Below are 24,423 nucleotides of genomic sequence, written 5' to 3' on the forward strand. Positions count from 1 at the left end.
TGCCGCGGCCGTGCGGCGGGGCTCCGGCTGGATCCTTCTTCCACCGGCCCCGCCGACTACCGGGCGGGCGTCTCTTCGCGGGACGCGGACGCCTCGCCCGTCGTCGGGATCGTCAGACGGCGACGATCTGCCATTGCTGCCGCGTCAGGGACGCGTACGGCTGCTGTTCGATGTTGGCTCCGTCGGCCGTACTGCCCTCGTCAACGGCGAGGCAGAGGCCGCTGTAGCGGTTGATGAGGAAGTAGTAGCCGTCGCCGGTGGGCGTGACGGCCCACTGCTGCTGGGGGGCGGAGGCGTCGGACCAGATGCCGACGTTGCCGCCGTCGTCGCGGGAAAGGCCCGCCACTTCCATGAGCGTGCCGCTGCCCACACCCTTGATCTTGTAGTAGCCGTCGCCCGTGTTGGTGAAGGTCCACTTCTGGTTCGCCGCGTCGAGCCAGGGCCACTGAAGGACGTTGGAGCCATTGGCGGTGCCCCCGCCCGCCACGTCGGCGACCTTGCCGCTGTTGCGGTTGACCAGCCGGTACACCGTGCTGTTGCCGGGCAGCGTGGAGGACACCAGGGCGGGGGTGGCCGTCCTGCCGCCGATCCTGACACCGCCGATGTTGACGTAGCCACCGGTGGCCGCGTTGGCCCGGATCCGTAGGAAGCCCACGTTGCGGGCGGGCCATTCGGCCACCTTGGTCGCACGGTTGCCGGCCCACGTGCCGGTGGCGACCTGCGTGAAGTCCGTGCCGTCGGTGCTGGTGAAGATGGTGTAGGAGGTGATGTCACCGTCGGTGGAATCGGTGCGGTTCCACTGCTTGGGCAGGTACTCCAGGGTGGAGACGTTGCTCCAGACTCCGCCCAGGTCGATCGTGATCGAGTGCGGCAGCGCCGAGGACAGTCCCCACGTCGACCAGCAGGTCTCATATCCCTTGTCGCTCAACCCGTCGATGGCGTTGAGCGGCCCCTCACCGGTGCGGAATCCGGTCGCGTAGGCGCTGACGGGTGTCACGGGATGCTCCGCGCGCAGCATCTGGGCCGGCAGCGGCGGCCGGGAGGTGTCGGGGCTCCAGGCCGCCCCGACCTCGGCGAGCCGGTTGACGATATTGGTGTCCAGCTTGCCGTTGCGGTTGGGTGGGCAGTTGAGGATGAACGAGGTGTACTTCGGCTCCAGGTCCGCGAGATGGGACAGGATCGCGTCCTTGCTCATCAGGCTCTCGGTCGGCGTGGACGGATGCCAGAACCACCCGTTGCTGATCGTCTGCCCCTGCGTGGCCGCGTAGGTGTTCCCGGCCGGCGCGGAGACGCCGAGCGGCTCCTCGAAGTAGATCGCGTCACCGAGGAACGGTACCGACAGCGCACCGTGGTCGATCATGACGATGTCCGGCTGGAGCGACTTCACGTGCTCCCGGATCCGCTGGTAGGAGAGGGCCTGCTGCCCCATCTGCCACGCATAGCCGTCCGTGACGAACAGGTCGATCTTGCCGTAGTTGGTGAGCAGCTCGGTGATCTGCCCCAGGACGAAGGTCATGTCACCGGACTGGATGGCGTCGGTGATCTCAAGACCGGACACCCCGTGACGGCTCTCCCACGCCTCGACGCCGAAGGTGCGGTCCCAGATCGAGTAGTAGAGCCCGACCTTCAGCCCCTTCGCCCGGAAGGCGTCGCAGTACGCCTTCACCACGTCCTGCTTGTAGGAGCTGTTCGCGACGTTCTGGGTGCCGTAGGCGCTGGGCCACAGCGCGAAGCCGTCATGGTGCTTGGTCGTCAGGATGCCGTAGCTCATCTTCGCGGCGGCCGCCGCGGCGGCCCACTGCGCGCAGTCCACAGCTGTGGGCGCGAACAGGGTGGGGCTCTGGTTCGGGGCGGCCCACTCCTCGTTGGTGAAGGTGCCCAGGTTGAAGTGGTTGAACATGCCGAACCGCATGTCCACCAGGTTGCTGAGATTGGTCTGGGCGTCCGCGGCTGCCGCCTGCGTCAGCAGAGGCGACAACGCGGGGAGCACGGGCAGCGCGGTGGTGGCCACAGCGGCGCCCGCCGCACCCAGCAGCGCGCGGCGGGACAGTCTTCCTGACGACATGTGCGGACTCCAGGATTGAGGGAGCTCTGGTATGCCGGAGCGAACATCCCCGGGCCCCAAGGCGCCGGATGTTACGCATGAAGTTCAGTGATGTGACGGCGTCATGTCAACCGGTTGAAGGGATGAAAGTCCCGCCTCACTGATTGATGACGCAGAGTTTGCGAGCTGAATCACTTATGTCCGTTACAGACATGCCATGTCTTCCTGGAGCGACCGGGTCAGCGGCCGCTTCGGTGCGCGTGCGCTTCTGCGAGGAGGAGGTAGCTGCTGGCGGTCCAGGTGTAGGCGCGGTCGCGCAGGCCGGTTCCGGTGAGGGCGTCGAAGTTCTCGGCGAAGCCGTGGGCTTCGCACAGGGCGCGGAAGCGGGCGCTGATGTCGTCGGCCAGCCGGGTGTGGCCGGCCCGGCGCAGGCCGTCCTCGACGAGGACGGTGGCGGGCGCCCAGATGGGGCCGCGCCAGTAGCCGTCGGCGAGGTAGTGCGGCGAGGTGGTCAGCTCGGTGGCGAGGCCGTACGGCGTCAGATGGGCCTCGATGCGGTCGGCCAGGGTGCCGCCGATCTCCTCCGGCAGGTGCTCGCCGAGCGCGATGGGCATCAGGTCGAGGAGGCTGGCGCTGCTCCAGGTGCTGCCGGTGCCGGCCCCGCGGGCGAGGAACCGGTCGCCGGTCCAGAGCTGGTCGAGCAGGGCCGTCTGCAGCTCCGCGGCCCTGGCGGTCCACCGGCGCGAGGCGTCGGCCTTCCCCAACTCGGCTGCCAGTGCGGCGAGTTCGTGTAGCTGGAGGACGAGGAAGGCGGACAGGTCGGCGGTGACGACCACGCGTCCGGGGTCGAAGGTGGTGGCGTTGTCCCAGCCGCTGTCGTTGCCGTGCTGGTAGTGCGGCAGTTGGGCGCCGGGGGCGCGTCGCGCGGTGAGCCAGAAGTCGGTCCAGCGCTCCAACCGGGCGTAGACGCACGACAGTTCCTCCGGGGTGGGCGGCTTCGGCAGCCGGCGGCGCAGCCGGCCGAAGGCCCAGCCGTGGATGGGCGGCTTGACGAAGTTGTGCAGGACCTCGGAGTGGGTGACCGAGTCGGGCAGGGCGCCGGCCGCGTCCTGGTGGTCGAAGGGGAGGTGGAACTGATCGAGTGCGAGCCCGGGCGAACCCGGCGCCAGGGCCAGGGCGTTGAAGCAGTGGTCCCAGCTCCAGACCTTGTCCATCCAGTGCTTGGACATCAGCACGCCGGGCCGGGTGACCAGGCCCGTCGGACGGACGGTCGCCGACCAGAGGACGTAGGCGGCGAGTTCGGCGGCCGGGGTGGCGGAGGAGCGCCAGGGGGCCACCGCGTCGACGAAGGCCGCGAACGCCCCGGCGGCGGCGTCCCGCACCTCCTCGAAGCAGGCCGAAGGGGTGTAGGGCGGGCGGGCGGTGTCGAGCTCCTCGATCGCGATCTCCCAGGCCCCGTCCGGGTCAGCGGTGACGGTGACGCCGCGGTCGGCACGGCCCAGTGCCTGGTCCCCGGCCACCTCGGCGAGGGTGCCGGTCAGCACGGTGACGCGGTAACGGCGGCCGGTCTCGTACGACGTGAAGACGTGTCCGCCCGCCGCGGGGTCGTGGAAGAAGTACGTGCCGCTGAAGGGGGTGAGGTCAGGGGCGGCGGCGCGGACACCGAGACCGAGGCCGCTGCCCCGCAGCCGTACGGTGTCCGGCGACTCGTAGGCGAGGTCGACGCGGCCCGTCTCGCCGATCCAGCCGAGCAGGCCCGGGGTCGCCTCGATGCGGGTCTCGGCACGCTCGCCCGCCGTCGGGTGCAGGGGGACCAGGCGCAGGACGCCGTGCATGCCGTTCTGGTGCGAGACGAGGTGGAGGTCCTCGGCGTACGTCTTCTCCGCGATCACCGGCGAGATGTCGAACCAGGATCCGAACGTGCTGAACGGGATGTCGTGGACGGAGAAGGCCGGGCCGGATCGGGCGGCGGTCATGTGGCGGACTCGTTTCTGGAGCAGGGGCGACGGTCGGCCGACCGCGTCGTCGGGCCGGCCGTCGTGCCGTTCGCGAGGGGGAACTCAGTCCTTGACGGCACCGGCGGTCACACCGGCGGCGACATAGCGCTGGGCGAGGACGAGGATGACCGCGGCCGGCAGGGAGGCGACCACGGCGGTGGCCATGATGGCGTTCCACTGCTGGTTGTTGTTGCCGATGTAGTGGTAGATGCCGAGGGTGATCGGCTCGTGGGCGCCGCCGTTGACGAGGGTGCCGGCGAAGACGAAGTCGGACCAGGACCACAGGAAGGCGAACAGGGACACCGTGATCACGGAGTTTCGGCTCAGGGGCAGGACGACGGACCAGAAGGTGCGCAGCGGCCCGGCGCCGTCCGTCCTGGCCGCCTGGAGCAGTTCGCCGGGGATGCCGGACATGAACGCCGTGAAGATCAGGACGCCGAACGGGACGGACAGGGTGGAGTCGGCGACGATCAGGCCGGGCACGGACTGGAGCAGTCCGAGCTGCAGGTAGACGGCGTAGAAGCCCATCGCCATGATGATGCCGGGGATCATCTGGGCGGCCAGCAGGACGAAGTGGAGGAGGCCGCCGCCGCGTGGGCGCAGCTTGGCCAGGGCGTAACCGGCCGGCGCGGACAGGGCGACGGTCAGGACGACGGTGCCGAGTCCGATCAGGAGGCTGGTGCCGAGGTAGGGCAGTTGCTCGGCGAGGACGGTGCGGTAGCCGGCCAGGGTGCCGTGCAGGGGCAGCAGGTCCGGCGGGCTCTTGCGCATGTCCTGGTCGCGGGTGAGGGAGACGTTGACCATCCAGTAGACCGGGAAGAGCATGATCCCGGTGAGCAGGACGCCGATCGTCGTCCTCGCCCGGGAACGCTTGCGGTGTGCGCTCATGCCGTCGCCTGCTTTCTCTGGGCCCGGACGTGGACCAGGCCGAAGACCAGCGCCGCGACGACGAGCAGGTTGCCGACGGCCGCACCGGGGCCGAAGGCCGGCAGGAGGCTGCCGAAGCCGAGCTGGTAGGACCAGGTGGCGAAGGTGGTGGACGAGTCCGCCGGGCCGCCCTTGGTCATGATCCAGATGATGTCGAAGACCTTGAGGGTGTAGATCAGCCCGAGGAGCAGGGTGATCGCGGACACCGGGCGCAGCAGCGGGAAGGTGATGCGCCAGAAGCGCTGCCAGGTGTTCGCGCCGTCGAGGGCGGCGGCCTCGTACAGGTTCGTGGGGATGGACTGCAGTCCGCTGTGCAGGACGACCAGGTTGAACGGGACGCCGATCCAGATGTTGGCGATGATCACCGAGGCCAGGGACCAGGACGGCGAGGTCAGCCAGTTCACCGGTCCGATGCCTACTGCGTGCAGGGCGGCGTTGACGACGCCGGACTCGCTGTTGAGCATCCACGACCAGGTGGAGGCCGAGACGATCAGCGGCAGCAGCCACGGCACCAGGAACAGGGCCCGCAGCGTGGCGGAGAGCCGGAAGTTCTGGTGGAAGAAGACCGCGAGGGCGAGCCCGATGGCGTACTGGAAGACCAGGCACACGACCGTGAAGACCGCGGTGTGCAGAAGAGCCGGCGCGAAGGTCGGGTCCTCGATGACGTCACGGTAGTTCGCCAGGCCCGTGAACGGCGCGTCGCCCTGGACGAAGGAGCGGACGGTGTAGTCGCGCAGGCTGAGGTCGAGGTTGCGGTAGAGGGGATAGGCGTAGAAGAGGGCGAGGTAGAGGGTCACCGGCGCGAGGAAGCCCCAGGCGGCCCACTGGGTGGAGGGGGGCCGGCGGCGTTTCCCGACGCGGGCCCGGGGCGGGCCGGCGGCGGGCGCCGGCCCGTTCCGGACGCCCTCGGACCGGTGGTCCGGCAGCTTGGTGGTGTGGTTCATCGACGAACGGCCCTCGTGGTCGGGTTACTTGACGGCGGACTGCGCCTCGGACAGCGCGTCCTCGGGCGACTTGGAGCCGCTGAGAGCGGCCTGCACGGCCTTCCACATCTGCTCGGAGATCTTGGGGTACTTGGTGCCCAGGTCGTCGCTGGTGCGGCCCTTCGCCGCCTTGACCGCGTCGACCCAGGGCTTCAGGTCGGCGTTCGCGGCCACCTGCTTGTCCTGGACCGCGCCGGTGGGAGCGACGTAGGACAGGGTGTTGTCGGTGTTGAGCAGGTTGTCGCCGCTGGTCAGGCAGGTCACCAGCTTCTGTGAGACGGCGTGGCGGCCGGTGTCCCTCTGGACCGGGACGGTCACGAACTCGCCGCCGGTCGGGGCCGCGGCGTCGCCGCCGGTGGCGGCGGGGACGGGCAGGACGCCGTAGGCGAAGCCGGCCTTCTTGGCGTTCGCGAGCTGCCAGGTGCCGTTCTCGCCGAACGCGTAGTCGCCGCCGGCGAACTCCTGCCAGCTGGTGGTCTGGGTGTTGTTGATGACCGAGTTGGGTGCGTAACCGGCCTTCAGCCAGTCCTTCCAGAGGGAGAGGGCGGAGACGGCCTGCGGGGAGTCGAGTGCGGTCAGGTGGGCGCCGGAGCCCCAGAACCAGGGCAGGAACTGGAAGCTGCCCTCCTCCGTGCCGATCGCCGAGAAGGTGATGCCCTTCTTGCCGGCCGCCTTGACCTTGGCCAGCGCCGCCGTCAGCGTCTTCCAGTCCTTGACCGAGGCGATGTCCACGCCGGCCTTCTTCAGTACGTCCTTGTTGTAGTACAGGGCCAGGGTGTTCGCGCCGATCGGGACGCCGTAGGTCTTGCCGCCGGACTGGCCGGCCGCGAGCAGATTGGGGTCGACCCCGGCGGTGTCCAGTTCGATGTCGCCGGTCGTGGTGAGCACTCCCGCCTCGGCCAGTGTCGAGACCACCGGATTGTCGACGATGAGGACGTCGGGCGGGTTGCCCTGCTGCGCGGCCAGCAGTGTCTTGTTGCCCAGGTCGCTGGTGTCGAAGGCGGTCCGCTTGATCTTCACGCCGGCCTCGGTGCCGCACCGGTCCAGCAGCTTCGCCCAGTCCGAGGTCTTGTCGAACTGCGGGTACGGGTCCCAGATCGTGTACGTGCCGCCGCGTGCGCCCTTGGTGTCGCTGCTGCCCGACCCGGAGGAGCAGGCGGTGGCGGTGACCGTGAGGGCGACGACGGTGACGGCCGCGGCGGTCAGACGGCGCGGTCCGGAGGAGCTGGTCATGGAGGTTCCTTCGATGTCGGGCGTGCGGTGCCGAGGGCACGGGTGAGGTCGGGCGTGCGGTGCCGGGGCACGGGGTGGCGGAGGGGAAGGAAGGGAGGAAAGAAAGAGGGCACGGCGGACGGCGCCGTGGAGCTGTGGGCGCGTCCTGGGGGTGCTGCGGGGAGGTACGGCGGTGGCGTCAGGGGGTGGTGGCGGCTGTGGCGGGTCCGGTGCTGGCCCGCAGGGAGATGGGCGGCGTCAGGAGGTGGTGCCGGGGCTGGGCGTCGGGGTGGCCGATCCGCTCCACCAGCAGTTCGACTGCGCGGCGCCCCATCTCCTCGGCGGGTACATCGGCCGCGGTGAGCTGCGGGGTGACCGTCTCGGCCCAGCGGGCGGCGACGACCCCGGTGACGGAGAAGTCGCGCGGCACATGGCGGCCGGCTTGCGCGAGACCTCGGTAGAGGCCTCCGAGCGCGGCTTCGTTCAGGGTGACGAGGGCGGTGGTCGCCGGGTCGTCGTGGAGGATCCGCTCCAGGCAGGCCTGTCCCGAGGCGGCGTCGTCCCCGCAGCAGTACGTGCGGACCGTGAGCCCGCGTTCGGCCGCGGCCTTGGTGAAGCCGTCGAGGCCGCGGTGGGCGGACTCGTACCCGGCCCGCAGCAGGTTCTCGGGGCGGTTGACGAAGGCGACCCTGCTGTGGCCGAGGTCGGCCAGGTGGTGGACGCACGCCGCAGCGAGCGCGGTGTGGTCGAGGCTCACCCACCAGCCGCCCTCCGGACGGCCGGTACGGCCGATGGCGACGGAGGGGAAGTCCAGCTCGGCCAGGTGATCGACCCGGTCGTCCGCCAGTCTGATCTCCATCAGAATGGCCCCGTCGACGCGCCGCTCCCCCAGGAGCCGCTGGAACGAGCGGTCGCTGTCCACGCCGCTCGGTGAGAGCAGCACGTCGTAGTCGTAGGCCGCCGCCGCCTCCACGACGCTGCCGATGAAGTCGAGCTGCATGCCGGTGTAGTGGTTGCCGGCCGGCGGGAAGACCAGTCCGATGGTGCTGGTGCGGCCGTTGGCCAGGGCGCGTGCGCTGGCGTTGGGCCGGTAGCCCAGTTCGTCGATGACCTGCTGGATCTTCAGACGGGTGTCGTCCGAGACCGGGCGCTTGCCGCTCAGCGCGTACGAGACGGTGCTCCGCGAGACACCGGCCCTGCGGGCGATCTCACCGATGTTCACGGGTCTCCTTCGTCGAACCGGTTCGCCTGGCGGACCGACTGTCGAACCGGTTCGCGTGAAGTGAAGGTAGGAATCACCCACCGCCGTGTCAACACCCTGGACGATTTCCGTCCGGAGGATTGCTGGGCGCACGGCCCGGTGCTAGCTTCGCGAACCGGTTCGACGACCGCGATCGGCCGCCACCCCTCCCCCACCGGACGAGTTCTCCACCCGTCGACTCCGGACGTCGAACCGGTTCGACAAAGATCGCACCCGTGATCGCCCCCCGTCATCCCCCCGTGATCGCCCCCGACGATTGAGGACGTAGATCGATGCCATCCGCTGACCGACCGGCCCCGCGCCGGGCCCCGGCCGCCGTGGCGCTGGCCCTCGGCGCCGGCCTGCTGGCCGCACCGGCCGTCCCCGCCCGGGCCGCCGAGGCCCCTTCGCCCGCCGCGCACTACACCTTCGACCAGGACGACCTCGCCTCCGGCAGGATCACCGACAGCTCCGGCAACGGGCTCACGGCGACGCTGGTCAACCCCTCCACCGCCCAGTCCGTCACGGGCACGGGCGGCGGCAGGGCGCTCTCCCTGCCCGGCGGGGCGCCGGCCTCCGGCGCGTACGTCCGGCTGCCCCGGGAGGTCCTCGGTGACGCGAGCGATCTGACGGTCTCGGCCCGGGTGAGATGGAGCGGCGAGGCGTCGCCCTGGCAGCGCATCTTCGACCTGGGCACCGACACCGGCCGGTACCTCTTCACCACGCCCTCCAACGGCAGTGTGCTGCGCACCGCCGTGACCACCGGCGGTGGCGGCGCGGAGGCCCAGGTCTCCGGCTACGCGCCGCTGCCCGCCGACGGCTGGCGGACCGTCACCGTGACCCTGGACACCGCCGCCCGCCGTCTCACCACCTACCTCGACGGCGTCGCGGTCTCCTCCGCGGCGACGAGCGTCAAGGCGGGGGACCTGCTGGACGGCGCGGCCACGACGGCCGGCTACATCGGCAAGTCCTTCTACCAGGACCCGCTGCTGAAAGGCGCGATCGACGACTTCACCGTCTGGCACTCGGCGCTCACCGCCGAGCAGGTGGCCGGCACGGTCGGCGCGCCGCCCACCCTCCGGCAGCTCTCACGGACGGCGTTCGAGGTCCGGACGACGACCGGGACCGCCCCCACCCTGCCGGCCGCGGTCCGCGCCTCCTTCTCCGACGGCTACGACCGCGACACGCCCCTCGGCTGGGACGCCGTGGCGGCCGAGAAGTACGACCGGCCGGGCACCTTCACGGTGGCCGGGTCGGCCGCCGGGCAGCCGGTGCGGGCGACCGTCACGGTGGTCCGGGAGGGAGCGCTCACCGTCGACCTCGGCTCGGACACCGGCGCCTTCCACGGCGGCGCCTCCGGGACCCTCTACGGCGTGTACGGTCCGGACGTCCCCACCGGCAACCTCATCGAGGGCATGGGGCTGCGCACGGTCTCCACCAAGGCGCAGGACGGCCCGCAGCATCCGGGCGCCGACGCGCTGGAGGTCGTGCAGCCGCTGGCCGACGCCACCGACGGTGATGTGTACATCTACATGACCGACATCCACCGCGGTTTCCCGTACGAGTGGCCGGGCGCCACGCCCGCGGAGAAGCTCGCCCTCTACGAGCAGAAGATCGCCCAGCAGGTCGACCAGGTGCTGCACCTGCCGGAGCGGTACCGGGACAACATCGTCTTCGTGCCGTTCAACGAACCCGAGGGCAATATGTTCGGCACCGGCGAGTGGAGCTACGACAAGGTCAGCTGGCTCACCGACCCCGAGGACTTCTTCGCCGCCTGGGACGAGGTCCAGCGGCTCATCAAGCGCAGGATGCCGGACGCCCGCGTCGCCGGTCCCAACACCAGTGTCCTGTACGACCAGGTGAAGGGCTTCCTCGCCCACACCCTGGCCGCCGGCACGCTCCCCGACGTGATCACCTGGCACGAGCTGAGCCACCCGGAGGCGGTGCGCCGCAGCGTCGCCAGGTACCGGGCGTGGGAGGAGGAGTTGTTCCGGGGCACCGGCCGGGAGGGGACCCGACTCCCCGTCAACATCAACGAATACGCGTTCAACTACCACACCTCCGTCCCGGGTCAGATGATCCAGTGGGTGTCGGCGATCGAGGAGTCCAAGGTCGACGCCGACATCGCGTACTGGAACATCGACGGCAATCTGTCGGACTCCGCGGTGCAGTCGGGCCGCGGCAACGGCCAGTGGTGGCTGCTGAACGCGTACGCCTCGATGAGCGGCCACACGGTGACGGTGACCCCGCCGTTCCCCGGCGAGAACTACACCATGCAGGGCGTGGCCACGCTGGACGAGAAGAAGAAGCAGGCCCGGCTGCTGTTCGGCGGTTCCGCCGGCAAGGGACACCTCACCTTCACCGGCGTGCCGCGGGACGTCTTCGGCGACCGGGTGCACGCCTGGGTGCGCGAGATCGAGTGGAGCGGCCAGCTCGGCGACTCCGCCGGCCCCCGGCTGCTCACGGAGACCGAGGTGACGGTTCACCAGGACGGTACGGTGACACTGGACTTCGGCGACGGCGGGCTGCCCCGGCTGAAGGAGTCCTCGGCCTACGAGGTCGTCCTCAGCCCGGCCGGCAAGGCCCGGGGCACCCGGTCCGCGCCCGCCCGCTGGCAGGGGTCGTACGAGGCGGAGGACGCCGCGCACACCGGGTCCGGCTACTCCAGGAACGGTCCGGAGGGCTCGACGAGCGACGTGTCGAAGTTCTACACCTCCGGCGGCTACGACGTGGGCGGTCTGCGCACCGGCTCGGACGTCACGCTCGACTTCACCGTGGACGTGCCCGAGGACGGCGACTACGACCTGAGCGTCTTCGCCAACTCCCTCAACACCTTCGACAAGGTGAAGGACCAGGGGCCCACCAATGTGTTCCTCCGGGTCGACGGCGACGCGGCCACCGAGCAGGAGCTGCACCTGCCGCTCGGCTACAAGTGGGTGGTGTGGGACCACACCGACACCTCGGTCCGCCTGACCCGCGGCAGGCACACCCTCACGCTGGCCGCGAGGAGCCTCGACGGCCGACGCGCCACGAAGGGCGACGCGATCGTCGACCGCCTCACCCTGTCCCTGCCGGACGCCTCGGCCGGCACACAGGTCTACGAGGGCGAGCTGGCCTGGCTGGGCGGCGGGGGACGCCCCGTCTACACCCTGCCGAAGCACGCCCCGCTCCCCGCCACCGGCTCGGGCGCGGCCCGGCTCACGCGGGGCCAGACGGCCACGTTCTGGGTCTACTCCCCCGCCGACCGCGAGGCCACGCTGCGGGTCGCCACCCTGGGCGGCTCGGGTGCCCGGCTCTCCGTCGACGGGCACGACGTCCTGCGCCTGGCCAAGGGGCGCGAGGCGGTCGCGGTCTCCCTCTCGGGCGGCGTCAACAAGGTGACGGTGACCGGCGGTTCCTCCACCACCCTCGTCGACCGTCTCACGGTCACCCCCTCCGAGGGCGCGCTCCCGGTGCGGACGTACGCGGCGCAGGACGCCACGCTGGCGGGCACGGCCGCGCTCACCCCGCTCTCCCTGGCCACCGACGGCACGGCGATCACCGGCGTCGGCGGCGAGCCGGGCAACGGCAACACCGCGACGTTCACCGTCACGGCCGACCGGGCCGGTCTGTACGCCCTGCGGATCCGCTACTCCAACCCCGAGCAGTCCCCGGCCACCCACTACAACCCGGACCCGCTCGCCCGGTACGCCGACCTCTCCGTCAACGGCGGCGCACCCCGGCGGGTAGGCTTCCCGCACACCTTCCACCAGAACAACTTCTGGGAGCTGACCGTCCCGGTCCGCCTCGACGAGGGACGGAACACGGTCTCCTTCCGGTCCGAGGAACGGCCGAACTTCGACGGCACCACCTACGCCTCGGACACCTTCCCCGGTGTGCTCCTGCGCTCCCGCTACGCGCCCCTGATCGACCGGATCGCGGTCGCGCCGTACGCCGAGGAGGTGCGCTGAGGTGACCCGACCGGCCCCGCCTCCCGACGGCACCTGATCAGTCCCCGGCTCGTACCAGCCCGCTCTCGTAGGCGAAGATCACCGCGTGGACACGGTCGCGGAGACCGAGTTTGGTCAGGATGCGGCCGAGGTGGGTCTTGACGGTCGTCTCTCCCACGAAGAGGCGGCCGGCGATCTCGCCGTTGGTCAGTCCCTCCGCGACCAGCGCGAGGACTTCCCGTTCCCGGTCGGTGAGCACGGCCAGGCGGCTTCGCTGGGCGGGCACGGACGCCGGGGCCTGCCGGACGAAGCGGTCGACCAGGCGCCGGGTGAGGGAGGGCGCCACCATGACCTCGCCCCGCAGCACCGCCCGGACGGTCACCGGGATCTCCTCGGCGGGGGCGTCCTTGACGAGGAAGCCGTTCGCACCGGCGCGCAGGGCCGCGTAGGCGTACTCGTCGAGGTCGAAGGTCGTGACGACGAGGATGCGGGGTCCGTTCGGCCGCGCGCACAGGTGCTCGGTCGCGGCGAGTCCGTCCAGGCCGGGCATGCGTTCGTCCATCAGGACGAGGTCGGGCCGGAGTGCGGCCACGGCCGTGATCGCCGCGTCCCCGTCGGCGGCCTCGCCCACCACGGTGAGGCCGGGCTGGCTGTCGACGACCATGCGCAGTCCCATCCGGATGAGCTCCTGGTCGTCGCAGATCAGCACCCGCGCCGCCGACGGGGTGGCGGCCGGGCCGGTCATGGGGTCACCGCGGTGGGCCGGGGGCGGTGGGGCGCCGCTTCGACCGGCTGGAGCGCTCGAAGGCCGTGTGGGCGAACCTCCCGCCCGCCTTCGTCCACCGGGCCACCTGGAGTCCCTGACGGCGGCGCACGCCGGCACCGCGTACATCGGCAGGGGGCCCGCGATCACCGCTCCTCCGGTTCACCGCTCCACCGGTTCGCCGGTTCACCGGTTCACCGGTTCACCGGTCCCGAGGATCGCCGCGGCCGGCGGACCGGCCGACCTCAGCACGTCCGCCACGAAACGTCCTCGCCCGACCCCGAGCCCGCGCAGTGCCCGCCCGTGGTCGGCGGCCACGATCAGGACCGCGCCGAGGAGCATCACCCGCCAGCCCGCCAGCAGCGGCCGCCGGGCTGCGCGCGGCAGCTCCGCGACCGACGCGCGCAATCGCGCGCAGTGGAACGGGACGTGGTGTTCCTCGTCCGCCAGGATGCGGCCGGCGACCTCCGACGTGAGCGGATCGTCGGTCCCGTCGCGCAGCGCCCGGTAGTAGCGCAGCGCGACCATCTCCGCGACCATCAACAGCAGCAGCTCCGCCCGAAGCCCCCGCACGCGACGCAGTCGGGCGAAGGCCGCGTCGCTCCAGTGTCCGGCCTGCGGCTTCGCCCCGCCCGCCTCGAGCAGCCGAGCGAGGAGCCGCGCGTGGTTCTTCTCCTCGGCGACGAACAACCGCAGCGCTGCCGTGTACTCCGGATCGCCCGCCGCGTCCGCCTTGGCGAACAGGGCCGAGCTGTCGCCGTCCTCGCCGGCCTGGAAGCGCTGGACGCTGGCCCGCACCGCCGGGGGCAGTGCGGCACCCGACTCCCAGCGAGGGTCGGGCCGGGCCGCGCGGCGGTCCCGTTCGGTCTCGAAGTGGCGAAGCCATACGGCGAATCCCGATGCACTCATGCCGTTCTCTTCCCTCCCCCGCCCCGCCCGGACGGGGCGGGGTCTCCTCGGCCGAGGGGACGCGGCGGGAGGGGGCGCAGTTCCGACGCAGGGTGCGCGTGGATCGCCGTGACGTGCGGGGTGACGCGTCCGTCGTCAGTGATCCCCGTGGCCCGTGGTCCGTGGTCCGCCCGCGACGGGGACCGGCCAGGCCCCGCGGCCCAGGAGGTCCAGGACGAGGGCCGCGATGTTCCAGGCGTCGTCCTCGCCCCGGTGATGGCGCCCTTCGAGGGGGAGACCGGCGATCTTCAGGGCCTGGCTCATGCCGGGCTTCCTGCCCAGGCCGTGGGCGGTGGTGAAGACCGCCTTGGCATTGGTGTGGCCGCGCTCCACGGGATATCCGAACGGGTAGGGCACCCGGTCGGCCTGGCTCTGCCGGGCGAACTGGCGGCGGTCGTAGTCGCCCCAGCTCGCCCAGGGCCGCTCCGCCGCCGCGTACTCCTCGACCAGGAGCCGGCACGCCTCGGCGAAGGTCATGCCGCGTGCCACGTCCGCCTGCGTCAGGCCGGTCAGTTCGGTGCAGAAGGGGCTGACGGTCGACCGGGTGGGACGGACCATGATGCCGTGCCGGGACAGGCGGCGCCCGGCCCGGAGGTCGACGACCGTGAGGCCGACCTCGATGATCTCGTTCACCGCGCCCGGCGGGGGCTGCCCGTCCCAGCAGGTGGCTTCGACGTCGATGACGTTCAGGAGGCTCAGGTGGTCGTCGCGCATGGGGTGAGGCTACGAGGGGGCCGGGCCGCCCGGCATCCGTATTTCCGCCCCGGCGCCCGCGCTCCGCGCCGCGGGAGGAGCGGGCCGTGCGGGTGCGGGGGGGTGCGGGCGGCCCCGCGCCGGGGCGGCTTCGTCCGGTGCGGCCGAGCAGCGCGGCGAGGGACGGGGCCGCCCAGGCGGTGAGGGCGATGCCCCCCGGCCGAGGGCGTCGAGCAGGGGTGCGGCGAGGGCGGTGCCGAGGGCTCCGGCGGCGAAGTACAGCACGAGGGAGACGCGGGCCCGGACGTGCCGGCGGCCGTCGTCCTCGGCCTCGCCCTGTTCGACGCCGAAAGTTCGGCCGCCGGCTCGATCTGACGCTCATGCAACGGACGGTGAGCTGAACCGGCGCGACCGCGCGCGGGGTCAGCGGTGTTCGGGGTTGTCCGCGCCCGGACGGCAGCCCGCATCCCACGCCGAGCGCTGGTTGCCGTGGGCGGGAACGCCCCCGGAGCGTTTCAGCAGGGCGGCGAGGTGCATGAGGTTCCAGGTCATGAAGGAGGTGTTGCGGTTGGTGAAGTCGTTCTCGGGGCCGCCCGAGCCCGGGTCGAGGTATGACGGGCCGGGGCCGGCCGCACCGATCCAGCCGGCGTCCGCCTGCGGCGGGATCGTGTAGCCGAGGTGCTGCAGGCTGTAGAGGACGTTCATCGCGCAGTGCTTCACACCGTCCTCGTTGCCCGTGATCAGACATCCGCCGACGCGGCCGTAGTAGGCGTACTGCCCCTGGGAGTTGAGCAGGGAGGAGCAGGCGTAGAGGCGCTCGATCACCCGCTTGGTGACCGAGCTGTTGTCGCCCAGCCAGATAGGGCCGCAGAGGACGAGGATGTCGGCGGCCATCACCTTCTCGTACAGCGCCGGCCAGACGTCGGTGGAGGCGCCGTGTTCGGTCATGTCCGGGTAGACGCCCGTCGCGATGTCGTGGTCCACGGCGCGCACCAGGTCCGTGGTCACGCCGGCGGCGTCCATGACCGCCCGGCTCCTGTCGATCAGGCCCTGGGTGTGGCTGCGCTGCGGGGACGGTTTCAGTGTGCAGTTGACGTAGAGGGCGGTCAGGTCGTCGTACCGGTACGACGGCGTGGAAGGAGATGCGTCCATAGCGGGCAGGGTCTCGCGCCGTGCCCGTTGTGTCCCGGTTCGACGCGCCGCCGGACGTCTTACGGAGTGGTGACGCGCCCGGCGGGTCACGCCCCGTCGCGGGCGGGCGGTCCTAGCGTGGCCGTATGCGAGTACTGGTCACCGGCGGTGCCGGGTTCATCGGGTGCCATGTCGTGGACGCGCTGCGGGAGCGGGGACACGAACCCGTCGTGTTCGACGTCCGGGAGGACCCGGCCGCCGACGTGCGCGCCCCCGCCGCCGTGGCCCGGGCCCTGGTCGGGGTCGACGCGGTGTCCACCAGGCGGCGATGGTCGGGCTCGGGGACGGGGTCGCCGACGCGGCGGAGTACGTCTCGCGCAACGACCTGGGCACGGCCGTCCTGCTCGCCACCATGGCCGGGGCCGGCGTGGGCCGCCTCGTCCTGGCGAGGGACGGTACGAGTGCCGCAGGCACGGGCTCGTCCGTCCCGGACCCCGGGCCGTCGCCGACCTCGACGCCGCCCGGTTCGAGCCCACCTGCCCGCTGTGCGGGGACGACCTCTCCCCCGGCCGGGTCGGCGAGGCCGCCCCGACCGATCCGCGCAACGTGCACGCCGCGACCAAGCTCGCCCAGGAGCACCTGGCCGCCGCCTGGGCCCGGTCGACGGGCGGGTCGGCGGTGTCGCTGCGCTACCACAACGTGTACGGGCCCCGGATGCCCCGCGACACCCCGTACGCCGGTGTGGCCTCCTTCTTCCGCTCCGCTCTCGCCCGCGGCGAGGCTCCCCGGCTCTTCGAGGACGGGCGGCAGCGGCGCGACTTCGTCCACGTGCGGGACGTCGCGGCGGCCAACGCCGTCGCGCTGGAGGCAGGGTCCGCGCCGGGGGCGCTGACCGCGTACAACACCGGCAGCGGCGAGCCGCACACCGTCGGGGAGATGGCCCGGGCGCTGGCCGCCGCGTGCGGCGGGCCCGACCCGGTCGTCACCGGTGAGTACCGGCTCGGGGACGTACGGCACATCACCGCGGACTCCTCACGGCTGCGGGCCGAGCTCGGATGGAAGCCGGAGGTCGGGTTCGAGGACGGCATGGCGGAGTTCGCACGGGCCGGGATGCGGGGGGCGTAGGGGGTGTTTCGAAAGTCCTGTGCGGTGCCCGCGGTGTCCGGTGCGTGCTCTCGGCGTGCCGGGCGCCGTGTGCCGTGGGTGCCGTGGGTGCCGTGCGGGACTTTCCTAGGGGCCGGTGGTGCTGCCCGCGTTCATGAAGCTGCGGCGGGCAGCACCACCTCGAAGCGGCAGCCCCCGGGGATGTTGCGCACCGTGGCCCGGCCCTGGTGCGCCTCCACGATCCCCCGGACGATGGCGAGGCCCAGGCCCGCACCGGCCGGGGGCGTCCGGGCGTGCGTGCCGCGCCAGCCGGTGTCGAAGACGCGGGGCAGGTCCGCCTCGGGGATACCGCCGCAGCCGTCCGTCACGGACAGCACCACACCGCCCGGGGAACGCTCCGCGGCGACCGCAACCGTGCCGTCGGCCGGGGTCCGGCGGACCGCGTTGACCAGCAGGTTGCCCAGCACCCGGCTCATCTCCTTGCCGTCCACCTCCACCGGCACCGGTTCGATGCGGCCTCCGACCAGCCGTACGCCGTACTCCCGGGCGAGCGGGTCCGCTCCCGCGAGCGCGTCGCCGACGAGGTCGTACGACGACATACGGGTGGGCGTGAGCGGCAGGGTGCCGGCGTGGATCCGGGAGAGCTCGAAGAGGTCGCCGACCATGCCGTCGAGGCGTTCGACCTCGGTGCGCATCTGCTTGAGGTAGCGGCCGGGATCGACGGCGACACCGTCCTCCAGGGCCTCCGACATGGCGCGCAGACCGGCCAGCGGGGTGCGCAGGTCGTGCGAGATCCAGGCGACGAGTTCACGCCGGGAGGTCTCCAGGGTGCGTTCCCGCTCCCGGGACTCGGCGAGCCGCGCGCTGGTGGCCGCCAACTCGCGGCTGAGAGCGTCCAGTTCGGCGGTCGTCGGGCCGACGGGAGCGGAGAAGTCCCCGCCGTCGCCGAACGAGCGTGCCGCCACGGCGAGTTCGCGGCTGCGGGCGACGACCCGGCGCCCGAGCAGCAGCGCGGTGGCGAGGGAGACCACGGCGGCCATGGCGACGACCGTGGTCACCACGGTCAGGTCGTGCGGGGAGAGGAACATCGCCCAGGCGACGGCGAGCGTGCCCGCGAGCATCGCGACGACCCGACCGCCGCGACCACGGCGAGCGAGGCGGTCAGCGAGCGCCCGGCAGGGCGCGGGTGGCGTACGGCCGTACGCGTACTGGGTGTGGGCCGATCCGGCCTGCACGGTCCTGATCACGGGGCTGGCGACGGCGGCGGGACTGCTGCGCTCGGGGGCCGTCCTGCTGCGGCGGCACCCTGCCGACCGCGACGGCGTCCGCCTCGCGCTCCTCGTGGCCGCCGCCCTGCTCTCCCTGCTGGTCGCCGACCTCTCCGGTATGAGCAAGGCGGAGACGGAACGCATCTGGCTCCCCTTCGCGATGTGGCTCCTGCCCTCCTGTGCGTTCCTTCCTCGTCCCCGTGCCTGGCTCACCGCCCAGGCCGTGCTGGCGCTCCTGCTCAACCATCTGCTGTGGACCGGCTGGTGACACCTGGGCGTGGCCGCCGCCCTCGGGCCGGCTGCCGCCGGCGGGACGGCCGCCGGCGGGCTCTGTGGTTCAGGCGCCCGGTGTGATGCGCAGCCTGATGGTGCGGGCCTCGGGGCGCAGCGCGAACTCCGGCCACACGTCCGGCCCGCAGGAGCGCGAGCCGAGTCCGTGCTGGGCCGCGTCGATGATCAGGTGACTCGTGGTCGACTCCGGAAGCTCGAAGGGGTGTGCGGCCCGGGCGATCTGCTGCGGGGTGTGGCGGCCGAGGGTGAAGCCGGGGCGCCGACCGCGGGTGTCGGGGAGGGCCTCGAGCCGCAGTACCCCGGTGCCGCCGCTGGTCAGCGTGAGGCGGCGCAATCGGGAGCGGTGGCCGGTCTCCTGGGGGCGCGCGTAGGCGACCGCGAGGTCGCGGACCGCGGCGGAGAAGCGGCCGGTGCGCGCCGCGCGGAGACTGTCGGGGTAGGACTCCCGCGGTCCCAGGCCGAACCAGTCCGCGCCGTCGACGGGTGCCGTCCCGTCGGGCAGTGCGAAGTGGACCCCGATCCGCGGCCACACCGACCGCCAGCCGCGCGAGGGCTCTATCTCCACGCGCAGTTCGAGTGCGCCGTCCTCGATCGACCAGACGGACTCCACGGTCACCGACAGGGCGGAGTCCGCGGCGGAGACCCGGTCGACGGTGCGCAGGGCGTCCGCGGCCTGCTCGACGCCGAGGCGCCGCGTCATCAGCCGGTCCAGACCGTCCTGGCGCCAGGTGTCGGCGCTGGACACCCCGAGGACGCTGTCGTCGCTGCCCTCCAGCCGGTCGGCCCGGCTCTCGTCGTTGTCGGTGGGGGCACGGAACAGCTCCAGGCGGGGGCCGGTCACGGGGCGCCCGGCGAGGCGGGTGAGGGAGCCGCCGGTGAACTCGGCGATGCCGAGCGTGAGCGTTCCCTCGCCGGACCGCCAGTCGTGCCGGGGCCGGACGGCGGGTACGGGCCGCCGTACCGAGCGGTCGAGTTGGGCGGTGGCGACCTCATGCCCCCGCGGGGCCCAGGCGGTCGCCGCCGCCAGCACCGCCTCGACCGTCAGCCAGGTCTCGCCGTCCGTGGCCACCGCGACCGGCGGCAACGGCACCCGCCCCGACTCGCCCGCCGCGAGGACCGGGGCATCCCACTCCCCCGAGTCCACGAGGTGTCCGTCGTGCTCGACGCGCCAGCCGAAGCGCAGGTCGGACGTGTCGGCCGAGTGCCGCAGGTTCGTGATCACGAGTGCGTCGCCGTCGAAGGCGAAGCGGATCGGCTGGGTGACCGCCTTGAACTCGTGCAGGCTCGGCATCGGCACGTCGTCGCTGAGCACCATGCCGTCCATCACGAAGTTGCCGTCGTGCACGACCTCCCCGAAGTCACCGCCGTAGGCGTGGTACGGCGTCCCGTCCGGGGCCGCGGCCAGGATGCCGTGGTCGCGCCACTCCCAGACGAAGCCGCCGTGCAGCCGCGGGAACCGGTCGACCAACTCCTCGTACTGGTCGAGGGCACCCGGCCCGTTGCCCATCGCGTGGGCGTACTCGCAGAGCAGGAACGGCTTGGTGCGCTGCCGGGCGCCCTGGGCCGGCGTGCAGCCGAGCAGCGGCGCCCGGGAGCCGTCCGTGCCGATCTGCTCGGTCTCCAGGACCGTGGGGTACATACGGGAGTAGACGTCCGTGTACTCGCCGGTGTAGTCGCCTTCGTAGTGCACGGGACGCTCGGGGTCGCGGGCGTGCACCCAGGCCGACATGGCGGCGAGGTTGGCGCCGGTGCCGGCCTCGTTGCCGAGAGACCAGATCACGACGGCGGGATGGTTCTTGTCCCGCTCGACGGTGCGCCGGACACGGTCCAGGTAGGCCGCGCGCCAGGCCGGATCGTCGCTCGGGTTACCGGCCCAGTCGGCCTTCTCGAAGCCGTGGGTCTCCAGGTCGCATTCGAGGACGACCCAGAAGCCGAGTTCGTCGGCGAGGTCGAGCAGCCGGGGGTGCGGGGGGTAGTGGCTGGTGCGGATGGCGTTGACATTGAACCGCTTCATGCGGGCCAGGTCCTCCCGCGCGTGCCCCTCGTCAAATACGCGGCCGCGCTCGGGGTGGGCCTCGTGCCGGTTCATCCCGTGGAAGACGACGCGGCGGCCGTTGACCAGGAACCGGTCGCCGCGGATCTCCACCGTGCGGAAGCCCACCCGCAGGGCGATGCTCTCCGCGGCCGAGGACACGGTGACGTCGTACAGGCGGGGCCGCTCGGCCGACCACGGCTCCACGTCCGCGATGTCGAGGGGCGCCACGTCGGCGGGGGTGGCCCAGACCCGCTCGACGCCGAGTTCGGGGATGCGCAGGGTGACGGGGAACGCGGCCGCGTCGGCGGTGATCTCCGGGTCGACACGGCCGTTTCCGTGGTCGTATCCGGTGCGCAGCCAGACGTCCTCGACGCCCCCGGCCGGCCGGGCGAGCAGGGTGACGTCCCGGAAGATGCCCGGCAGCCACCACTGGTCCTGGTCCTCCAGGTAGCTGGCGGCCGACCACTGGTGCACCCGTACGGCGACGACGTTGTCGCCCGGTCGCACGGCGGACGTCACGTCGAACTCGTGGGCCAGTCTGCTGCCGCTGGCGCTGCCGATCTCGACGCCGTTCACCCAGACCCTGAACAGCGACTCCACCCCGTCGAACCGCAGCAGGACCCGCTCGGCGTCCGGCCAGTCCCCGGGCAGGTCGAAGTGGCGGCGGTAGTCGCCGGTGGGGTTCTCGTCGGGGACGTGCGGCGGGTCGAGGGGGAACGGGTACTGGACGTTCGTGTAGATCGGCCGGCCGTAGGCACCGTCGCCTTCCAGCACCCAGTGCGCGGGCACCGGGATGCTGTCCCAGCCCCGGTCGTCGAAGTCCTCGGAGGCGAACTCCTCGGCGACCGCCGCCGTGGGCGACAGACGGAACCGCCAGGAGCCGTTCAGCGACCGGGAGGGGGCGTCGGAGTGCAGCCAGGAGCGGGCCGGACGCAGGGCGCCCCGCCACGGTGCGGTGTCCGACACGTACGAGGAGAGCGGGGAGGGCAAGGTGGCTGTGCCTTTCGGACGGGGTGGTTTCAGGGCGGCGGTGCCCTGGCGCAGGGGAAGCAGTCGTCTGCACGACTCCGACTCAACACGAACGAACAAATCCGACCAGCGACTGCGGGGAAGACTGGACGCTCCGGGGAGTCGCTGTCAAGCCCGTCCGACAGAAGGCCCCTCCTCCCCACCTGCGCGACCCGAGGCCGACCAGCCGTCGGCCAAGGGATCCGCCGCCGTCCGCGGAATCGACCCTGCGGGAACTCCGGATCGCTGTACCCGCGGGTGCTGCGCCTGCAGCACAACGGGTCCGCCAACGGCACCGGCTACTGCAAGCTCCGAAGATCGTCCGGGTCAACTGACCACTCCCCTGGTACGGGACGACCAGGCGCGGGAACCGCCGACGAAGCGGTTCCCCGCGAGGCTCAGTGGGCCATCACGGGCTCGCCCTCGGACGGCTCCGGGGCCCGATTCGGAATCACTGCGCCGGCACCTGGGCCAGTGAGCAGGACCCGAACGTGACGACGCGCCTGCCGTGCGGTCGCGGCGACGGTCGTGCACGAGGCGCCCGGAACCGCGACCGCGGCCGGCAAGGCAAGCCGGTGGCCGCCCCGGACGCGGGCCAAGCAGGACGCGTCGCCGTCGAGCACCGCGTCACGATCGCGGCCGTGCACCGGGTCCCAGCCGGGCCGTGACGTGCTCGGGACGGAGCGAGGAGTGCCCCTCGGAGCACTCGACGACGACGCGGACCGGAGCGTCGCAGTCGGTGTGGCGGACGTCCAGCACAGGACTCTCGGAGCCGAGGGCGTATGCCTCGCCCCACTGCCGCAGCGCCATCAGGACGGGCCACAGGTCCCAGCCCTTGCGGGTCAGGCGGTACTCGTTGCGGGAGCGGCTGCCCGGCTCCCGGTAGGGGACGGTCTGCAGGATGCCGGCCGCGATCAGCTTCCTCAGTCGGTCACTGAGGACGGCCTCCGACAGGCCGATGTGGCGGTGGAAGTCGTCGAAGCGGCGGACTCCGTTGACGGCGTCCCGCAGGATCAGCAACGTCCATTTCTCTCCGACCACGTCGAGCGTGCGCTGGACGGGACAGTTCTCCGTGCTCGCCTCAAGCCACTCCATCCCGCCATCGTAGGCGCCTGACTTCGTCATTGACAGTCAGGTGAACGGGCAGCTAGCTTCACTTGCAAAAGTCAGAGGGGAAGGCGCTCGGTGGTGGGACGCACACGGACGTACCAGTGGGAGGATCCCGCGGTCTCGGCGGAAGCCGCCGCACGCATGGCCGGCATCGACTTCCTGCGCGAGCTGCAGGCGGGGCGGCTGCCGGGGGCACCCATCGGCTCCGCCATCGACTTCCGCCTGGACGAGGTGGAGCCCGGCAGGGTCGTGTTCTCCCTGACGCCGGGCGAGGAGCACTACAACCCGATCGGCAGCGTGCACGGCGGCGTCTTCGCCACGCTGCTCGACTCCGCCGCGGGATGCGCCGTCCAGACGACTCTCCCGCAGGGCATGGCGTACACCTCACTCGACCTGACGGTGAAGTTCCTGCGGCGGATCACCGCGGAGACGGGCACGGTGCGCGCCGTCGGCACGGTCGTCAACAGGGGCCGCCGAACCGCCCTCGCCGAAGCGCAGTTGGTCGACGCGAAAGACCGTCTGCTCGCCCACGCCACCAGTAGCTGCCTGCTCTTCCCGGTTCCTTCCCCTCAAGGGTGAGCACCAGGACTCTGGTGGAGGGCTCGGGTGCGACCGATCGAACCCGGGCTCAGCCGAAGTACGCCTGCTCGTTGACGTGGAACATGTAGTTGCGCCAGTTCGCCCTGATGTAGGTGAACCGCGCGGGGTCGTAGCTCCACAGCCCGTCCAGCGCACCGGTGATGAGGGCCTCGTCGGCCCGGACGAAGTCCAGGACCGCCTCCGCGACGGGGGCGTACGACCAGTGCCAGCGTTCCTGGCTGATCGCCGGGGTGTCCTGGGCCGACGCGGCCGTGTACGTCTGGAGGAAGCCGTGGCGGGAGGCGTTCGCGCGCAGCCAGGCGTAGCGGGCGGCCTGCGGACCGCCGTCCGTCCAGTTCTGGGGTGTGGTGTCGAAGAAGTCGGCGTCGGAGCCGAGGTGGTGGCGGGAGACACCCGGCGCGGTCGAGGTGCGGAGTATCTCGATCTGGCGCTCGTCCGGGGTCAGGGACGCCCAGACCGTGCGGTGGGACTCCTTGTCGGGGTCCCACTGCGGGTCCGTGCCCAGTTCGGCGGGGTACGCCGCGCGTGTCGCGTCGGTGATGACGCCGAAGGTTCCGGCGCCGCCCGAACCGGTGCGCAGGAAGTCGTACTTACGGTCCCAGATGGCCCGCTGGGTGGCCGCGGTCCGCACCCGGGAGACGACAACGGCGGAACGATCGGTGCCCGTGCCGGCCGCGGCGGCGTCCGCCAGGGCGTTGACCTGGGCGTCCAGCTCCGCGGGGAGGGCGCCCGGAGCGGTGCCGGTGCCGGTGATCCAGGCCGCGACCGCCGCCGGATCCGCGGCGCCCAGTACGGCGGCGACGGCGCTCCGGCGGTCGTCGATGTCCTGCGGGGAGGAGTACACCCGGGGCGGCGGCGTCTCGTCACCGAAGGCCGACCAGCCGAGCCCGGCCGTGCCGACGGCACCGGCGCCGGCCGTGGCCAGCAGCAGGAACCTCCGGCGGCTGGGCCTTCTGTGGCGCCCCGGGACCTGATGGTCGTGCGAGTCCTGCATGGTTGCCCTCTCCCGACTCCCCGCGGACGCACCCTTGACCTGCCCGCCCCGAACTGTGGGCACTCTAAGGGATACGAGCGGAGGATCCGAGTCCGGATGCCGTCAACCTCCTTGCGGCGCGGGCTGGTTGGCGCGACGGCCCGGCC

At 72.0% G+C, this 24,423-nt stretch carries 15 protein-coding genes and 3 pseudogenes; 4 read left to right on the forward strand and 14 right to left on the reverse strand.

Features of this window, described 5'->3' with window-relative positions; genetic code table 11:
* Positions 1-112: 112 nt before the first annotated feature.
* From U5640_RS01290 to U5640_RS01315, 6 genes are all read right to left on the reverse strand, one after another.
* Positions 113-2,065, reverse strand: coding sequence for an alpha-L-fucosidase (locus U5640_RS01290; RefSeq protein WP_340373940.1), 1,953 nt, complete (start codon positions 2,063-2,065; stop codon positions 113-115).
* Positions 2,066-2,283: 218 nt separating this feature from the next.
* On the reverse strand, positions 2,284-4,020 hold the full coding sequence (locus tag U5640_RS01295; protein ID WP_340373941.1) for a trehalase family glycosidase: 1,737 nt from the start codon (positions 4,018-4,020) through the stop codon (positions 2,284-2,286).
* Positions 4,021-4,104: 84 nt separating this feature from the next.
* Entirely contained in the window at positions 4,105-4,929 is an 825-nt protein-coding gene (locus U5640_RS01300; protein ID WP_340373942.1) for a carbohydrate ABC transporter permease, read from the reverse strand.
* Positions 4,926-5,912: a sugar ABC transporter permease gene (locus tag U5640_RS01305; protein ID WP_340373943.1), complete on the reverse strand. Its 987-nt coding sequence runs from the start codon at positions 5,910-5,912 to the stop codon at positions 4,926-4,928. The genes U5640_RS01300 and U5640_RS01305 overlap by 4 nt, the downstream gene beginning before the upstream one ends.
* Positions 5,913-5,936: 24 nt before the next feature.
* Positions 5,937-7,184 (reverse strand): sugar ABC transporter substrate-binding protein, encoded by a 1,248-nt coding sequence (locus U5640_RS01310; protein ID WP_340373944.1) that lies wholly within the window; start codon positions 7,182-7,184, stop codon positions 5,937-5,939.
* Positions 7,185-7,362: 178 nt separating this feature from the next.
* Positions 7,363-8,385, reverse strand: coding sequence for a LacI family DNA-binding transcriptional regulator (locus U5640_RS01315; protein WP_340373945.1), 1,023 nt, complete (start codon positions 8,383-8,385; stop codon positions 7,363-7,365).
* Between the two features lie 311 nt (positions 8,386-8,696).
* On the opposite strand from U5640_RS01315, the gene U5640_RS01320 reads away from it, so the two are divergent.
* Positions 8,697-12,353 (forward strand): LamG-like jellyroll fold domain-containing protein, encoded by a 3,657-nt coding sequence (locus tag U5640_RS01320; protein WP_340373946.1) that lies wholly within the window; start codon positions 8,697-8,699, stop codon positions 12,351-12,353.
* A gap of 37 nt (positions 12,354-12,390) precedes the next feature.
* Here U5640_RS01320 and U5640_RS01325 read toward each other — a convergent pair whose 3' ends face one another.
* From U5640_RS01325 to U5640_RS01340, 4 genes are all read right to left on the reverse strand, one after another.
* Complete coding sequence (locus tag U5640_RS01325; RefSeq protein ID WP_340373947.1) at positions 12,391-13,077, reverse strand: response regulator transcription factor; 687 nt, start codon at positions 13,075-13,077, stop codon at positions 12,391-12,393.
* A gap of 204 nt (positions 13,078-13,281) precedes the next feature.
* Positions 13,282-14,004 carry a ferritin-like domain-containing protein gene (locus U5640_RS01330; RefSeq protein WP_340373948.1) on the reverse strand — a complete coding sequence of 241 codons (723 nt, stop codon included), beginning with the start codon at positions 14,002-14,004 and terminating at the stop codon, positions 13,282-13,284.
* 135 nt (positions 14,005-14,139) lie between these two features.
* A complete protein-coding gene (locus tag U5640_RS01335; protein ID WP_340373949.1) occupies positions 14,140-14,757 on the reverse strand; it encodes a 3'-5' exonuclease in 618 nt (205 codons plus the stop codon).
* A gap of 402 nt (positions 14,758-15,159) precedes the next feature.
* Positions 15,160-15,888 carry a flavodoxin family protein gene (locus tag U5640_RS01340; protein ID WP_067253160.1) on the reverse strand — a complete coding sequence of 243 codons (729 nt, stop codon included), beginning with the start codon at positions 15,886-15,888 and terminating at the stop codon, positions 15,160-15,162.
* Positions 15,889-16,013: 125 nt separating this feature from the next.
* On the opposite strand from U5640_RS01340, the pseudogene U5640_RS01345 reads away from it, so the two are divergent.
* Positions 16,014-16,992 (forward strand): annotated as a pseudogene (locus U5640_RS01345) (NAD-dependent epimerase/dehydratase family protein).
* Between the two features lie 131 nt (positions 16,993-17,123).
* On the opposite strand, the pseudogene U5640_RS01350 reads toward U5640_RS01345, so the two are convergent.
* Positions 17,124-18,142: pseudogene (locus U5640_RS01350) on the reverse strand (HAMP domain-containing sensor histidine kinase); the annotation flags it as partial.
* A 5-nt stretch (positions 18,143-18,147) separates the two neighbouring features.
* On the opposite strand from U5640_RS01350, the pseudogene U5640_RS01355 reads away from it, so the two are divergent.
* Positions 18,148-18,507, forward strand: a pseudogene (locus tag U5640_RS01355) (hypothetical protein); the annotation flags it as partial.
* Between the two features lie 69 nt (positions 18,508-18,576).
* Here U5640_RS01355 and U5640_RS01360 read toward each other — a convergent pair.
* Together U5640_RS01360 and U5640_RS01365 are read right to left on the reverse strand one after the other, a co-directional pair.
* On the reverse strand, positions 18,577-21,555 hold the full coding sequence (locus tag U5640_RS01360) for a glycoside hydrolase family 2 TIM barrel-domain containing protein (RefSeq protein WP_340373950.1): 2,979 nt from the start codon (positions 21,553-21,555) through the stop codon (positions 18,577-18,579).
* 645 nt (positions 21,556-22,200) lie between these two features.
* Positions 22,201-22,668 (reverse strand): helix-turn-helix domain-containing protein, encoded by a 468-nt coding sequence (locus U5640_RS01365; RefSeq protein ID WP_340373951.1) that lies wholly within the window; start codon positions 22,666-22,668, stop codon positions 22,201-22,203.
* A 93-nt stretch (positions 22,669-22,761) separates the two neighbouring features.
* Here U5640_RS01365 and U5640_RS01370 point away from each other — a divergent pair, with 93 nt between their 5' ends.
* On the forward strand, positions 22,762-23,262 hold the full coding sequence (locus U5640_RS01370; RefSeq protein ID WP_340373952.1) for a PaaI family thioesterase: 501 nt from the start codon (positions 22,762-22,764) through the stop codon (positions 23,260-23,262).
* A 49-nt stretch (positions 23,263-23,311) separates the two neighbouring features.
* Here the strand turns inward: U5640_RS01370 and U5640_RS01375 are convergent, their stop codons facing one another.
* Positions 23,312-24,277 (reverse strand): D-alanyl-D-alanine carboxypeptidase family protein, encoded by a 966-nt coding sequence (locus U5640_RS01375; protein WP_340373953.1) that lies wholly within the window; start codon positions 24,275-24,277, stop codon positions 23,312-23,314.
* Positions 24,278-24,423: the final 146 nt, after the last annotated feature.

The organism is Streptomyces sp. SS7, from assembly GCF_037993025.1.
Classification (GTDB): domain Bacteria; phylum Actinomycetota; class Actinomycetes; order Streptomycetales; family Streptomycetaceae; genus Streptomyces.

Coding starts and splice junctions, on each gene's coding strand:
- U5640_RS01290 (WP_340373940.1), bottom strand. CDS start 2,065: ATGTCGTCAGGAAGACTGTCCCGCCGCGCGCTGCTGGGTGCGGCGGGC.
- U5640_RS01295 (WP_340373941.1), bottom strand. CDS start 4,020: ATGACCGCCGCCCGATCCGGCCCGGCCTTCTCCGTCCACGACATCCCG.
- U5640_RS01300 (WP_340373942.1), bottom strand. CDS start 4,929: ATGAGCGCACACCGCAAGCGTTCCCGGGCGAGGACGACGATCGGCGTC.
- U5640_RS01305 (WP_340373943.1), bottom strand. CDS start 5,912: ATGAACCACACCACCAAGCTGCCGGACCACCGGTCCGAGGGCGTCCGG.
- U5640_RS01310 (WP_340373944.1), bottom strand. CDS start 7,184: ATGACCAGCTCCTCCGGACCGCGCCGTCTGACCGCCGCGGCCGTCACC.
- U5640_RS01320 (WP_340373946.1), top strand. CDS start 8,697: ATGCCATCCGCTGACCGACCGGCCCCGCGCCGGGCCCCGGCCGCCGTG.
- U5640_RS01325 (WP_340373947.1), bottom strand. CDS start 13,077: ATGACCGGCCCGGCCGCCACCCCGTCGGCGGCGCGGGTGCTGATCTGC.
- U5640_RS01330 (WP_340373948.1), bottom strand. CDS start 14,004: ATGAGTGCATCGGGATTCGCCGTATGGCTTCGCCACTTCGAGACCGAA.
- U5640_RS01335 (WP_340373949.1), bottom strand. CDS start 14,757: ATGCGCGACGACCACCTGAGCCTCCTGAACGTCATCGACGTCGAAGCC.
- U5640_RS01340 (WP_067253160.1), bottom strand. CDS start 15,888: ATGGACGCATCTCCTTCCACGCCGTCGTACCGGTACGACGACCTGACC.
- U5640_RS01365 (WP_340373951.1), bottom strand. CDS start 22,668: ATGGAGTGGCTTGAGGCGAGCACGGAGAACTGTCCCGTCCAGCGCACG.
- U5640_RS01375 (WP_340373953.1), bottom strand. CDS start 24,277: ATGCAGGACTCGCACGACCATCAGGTCCCGGGGCGCCACAGAAGGCCC.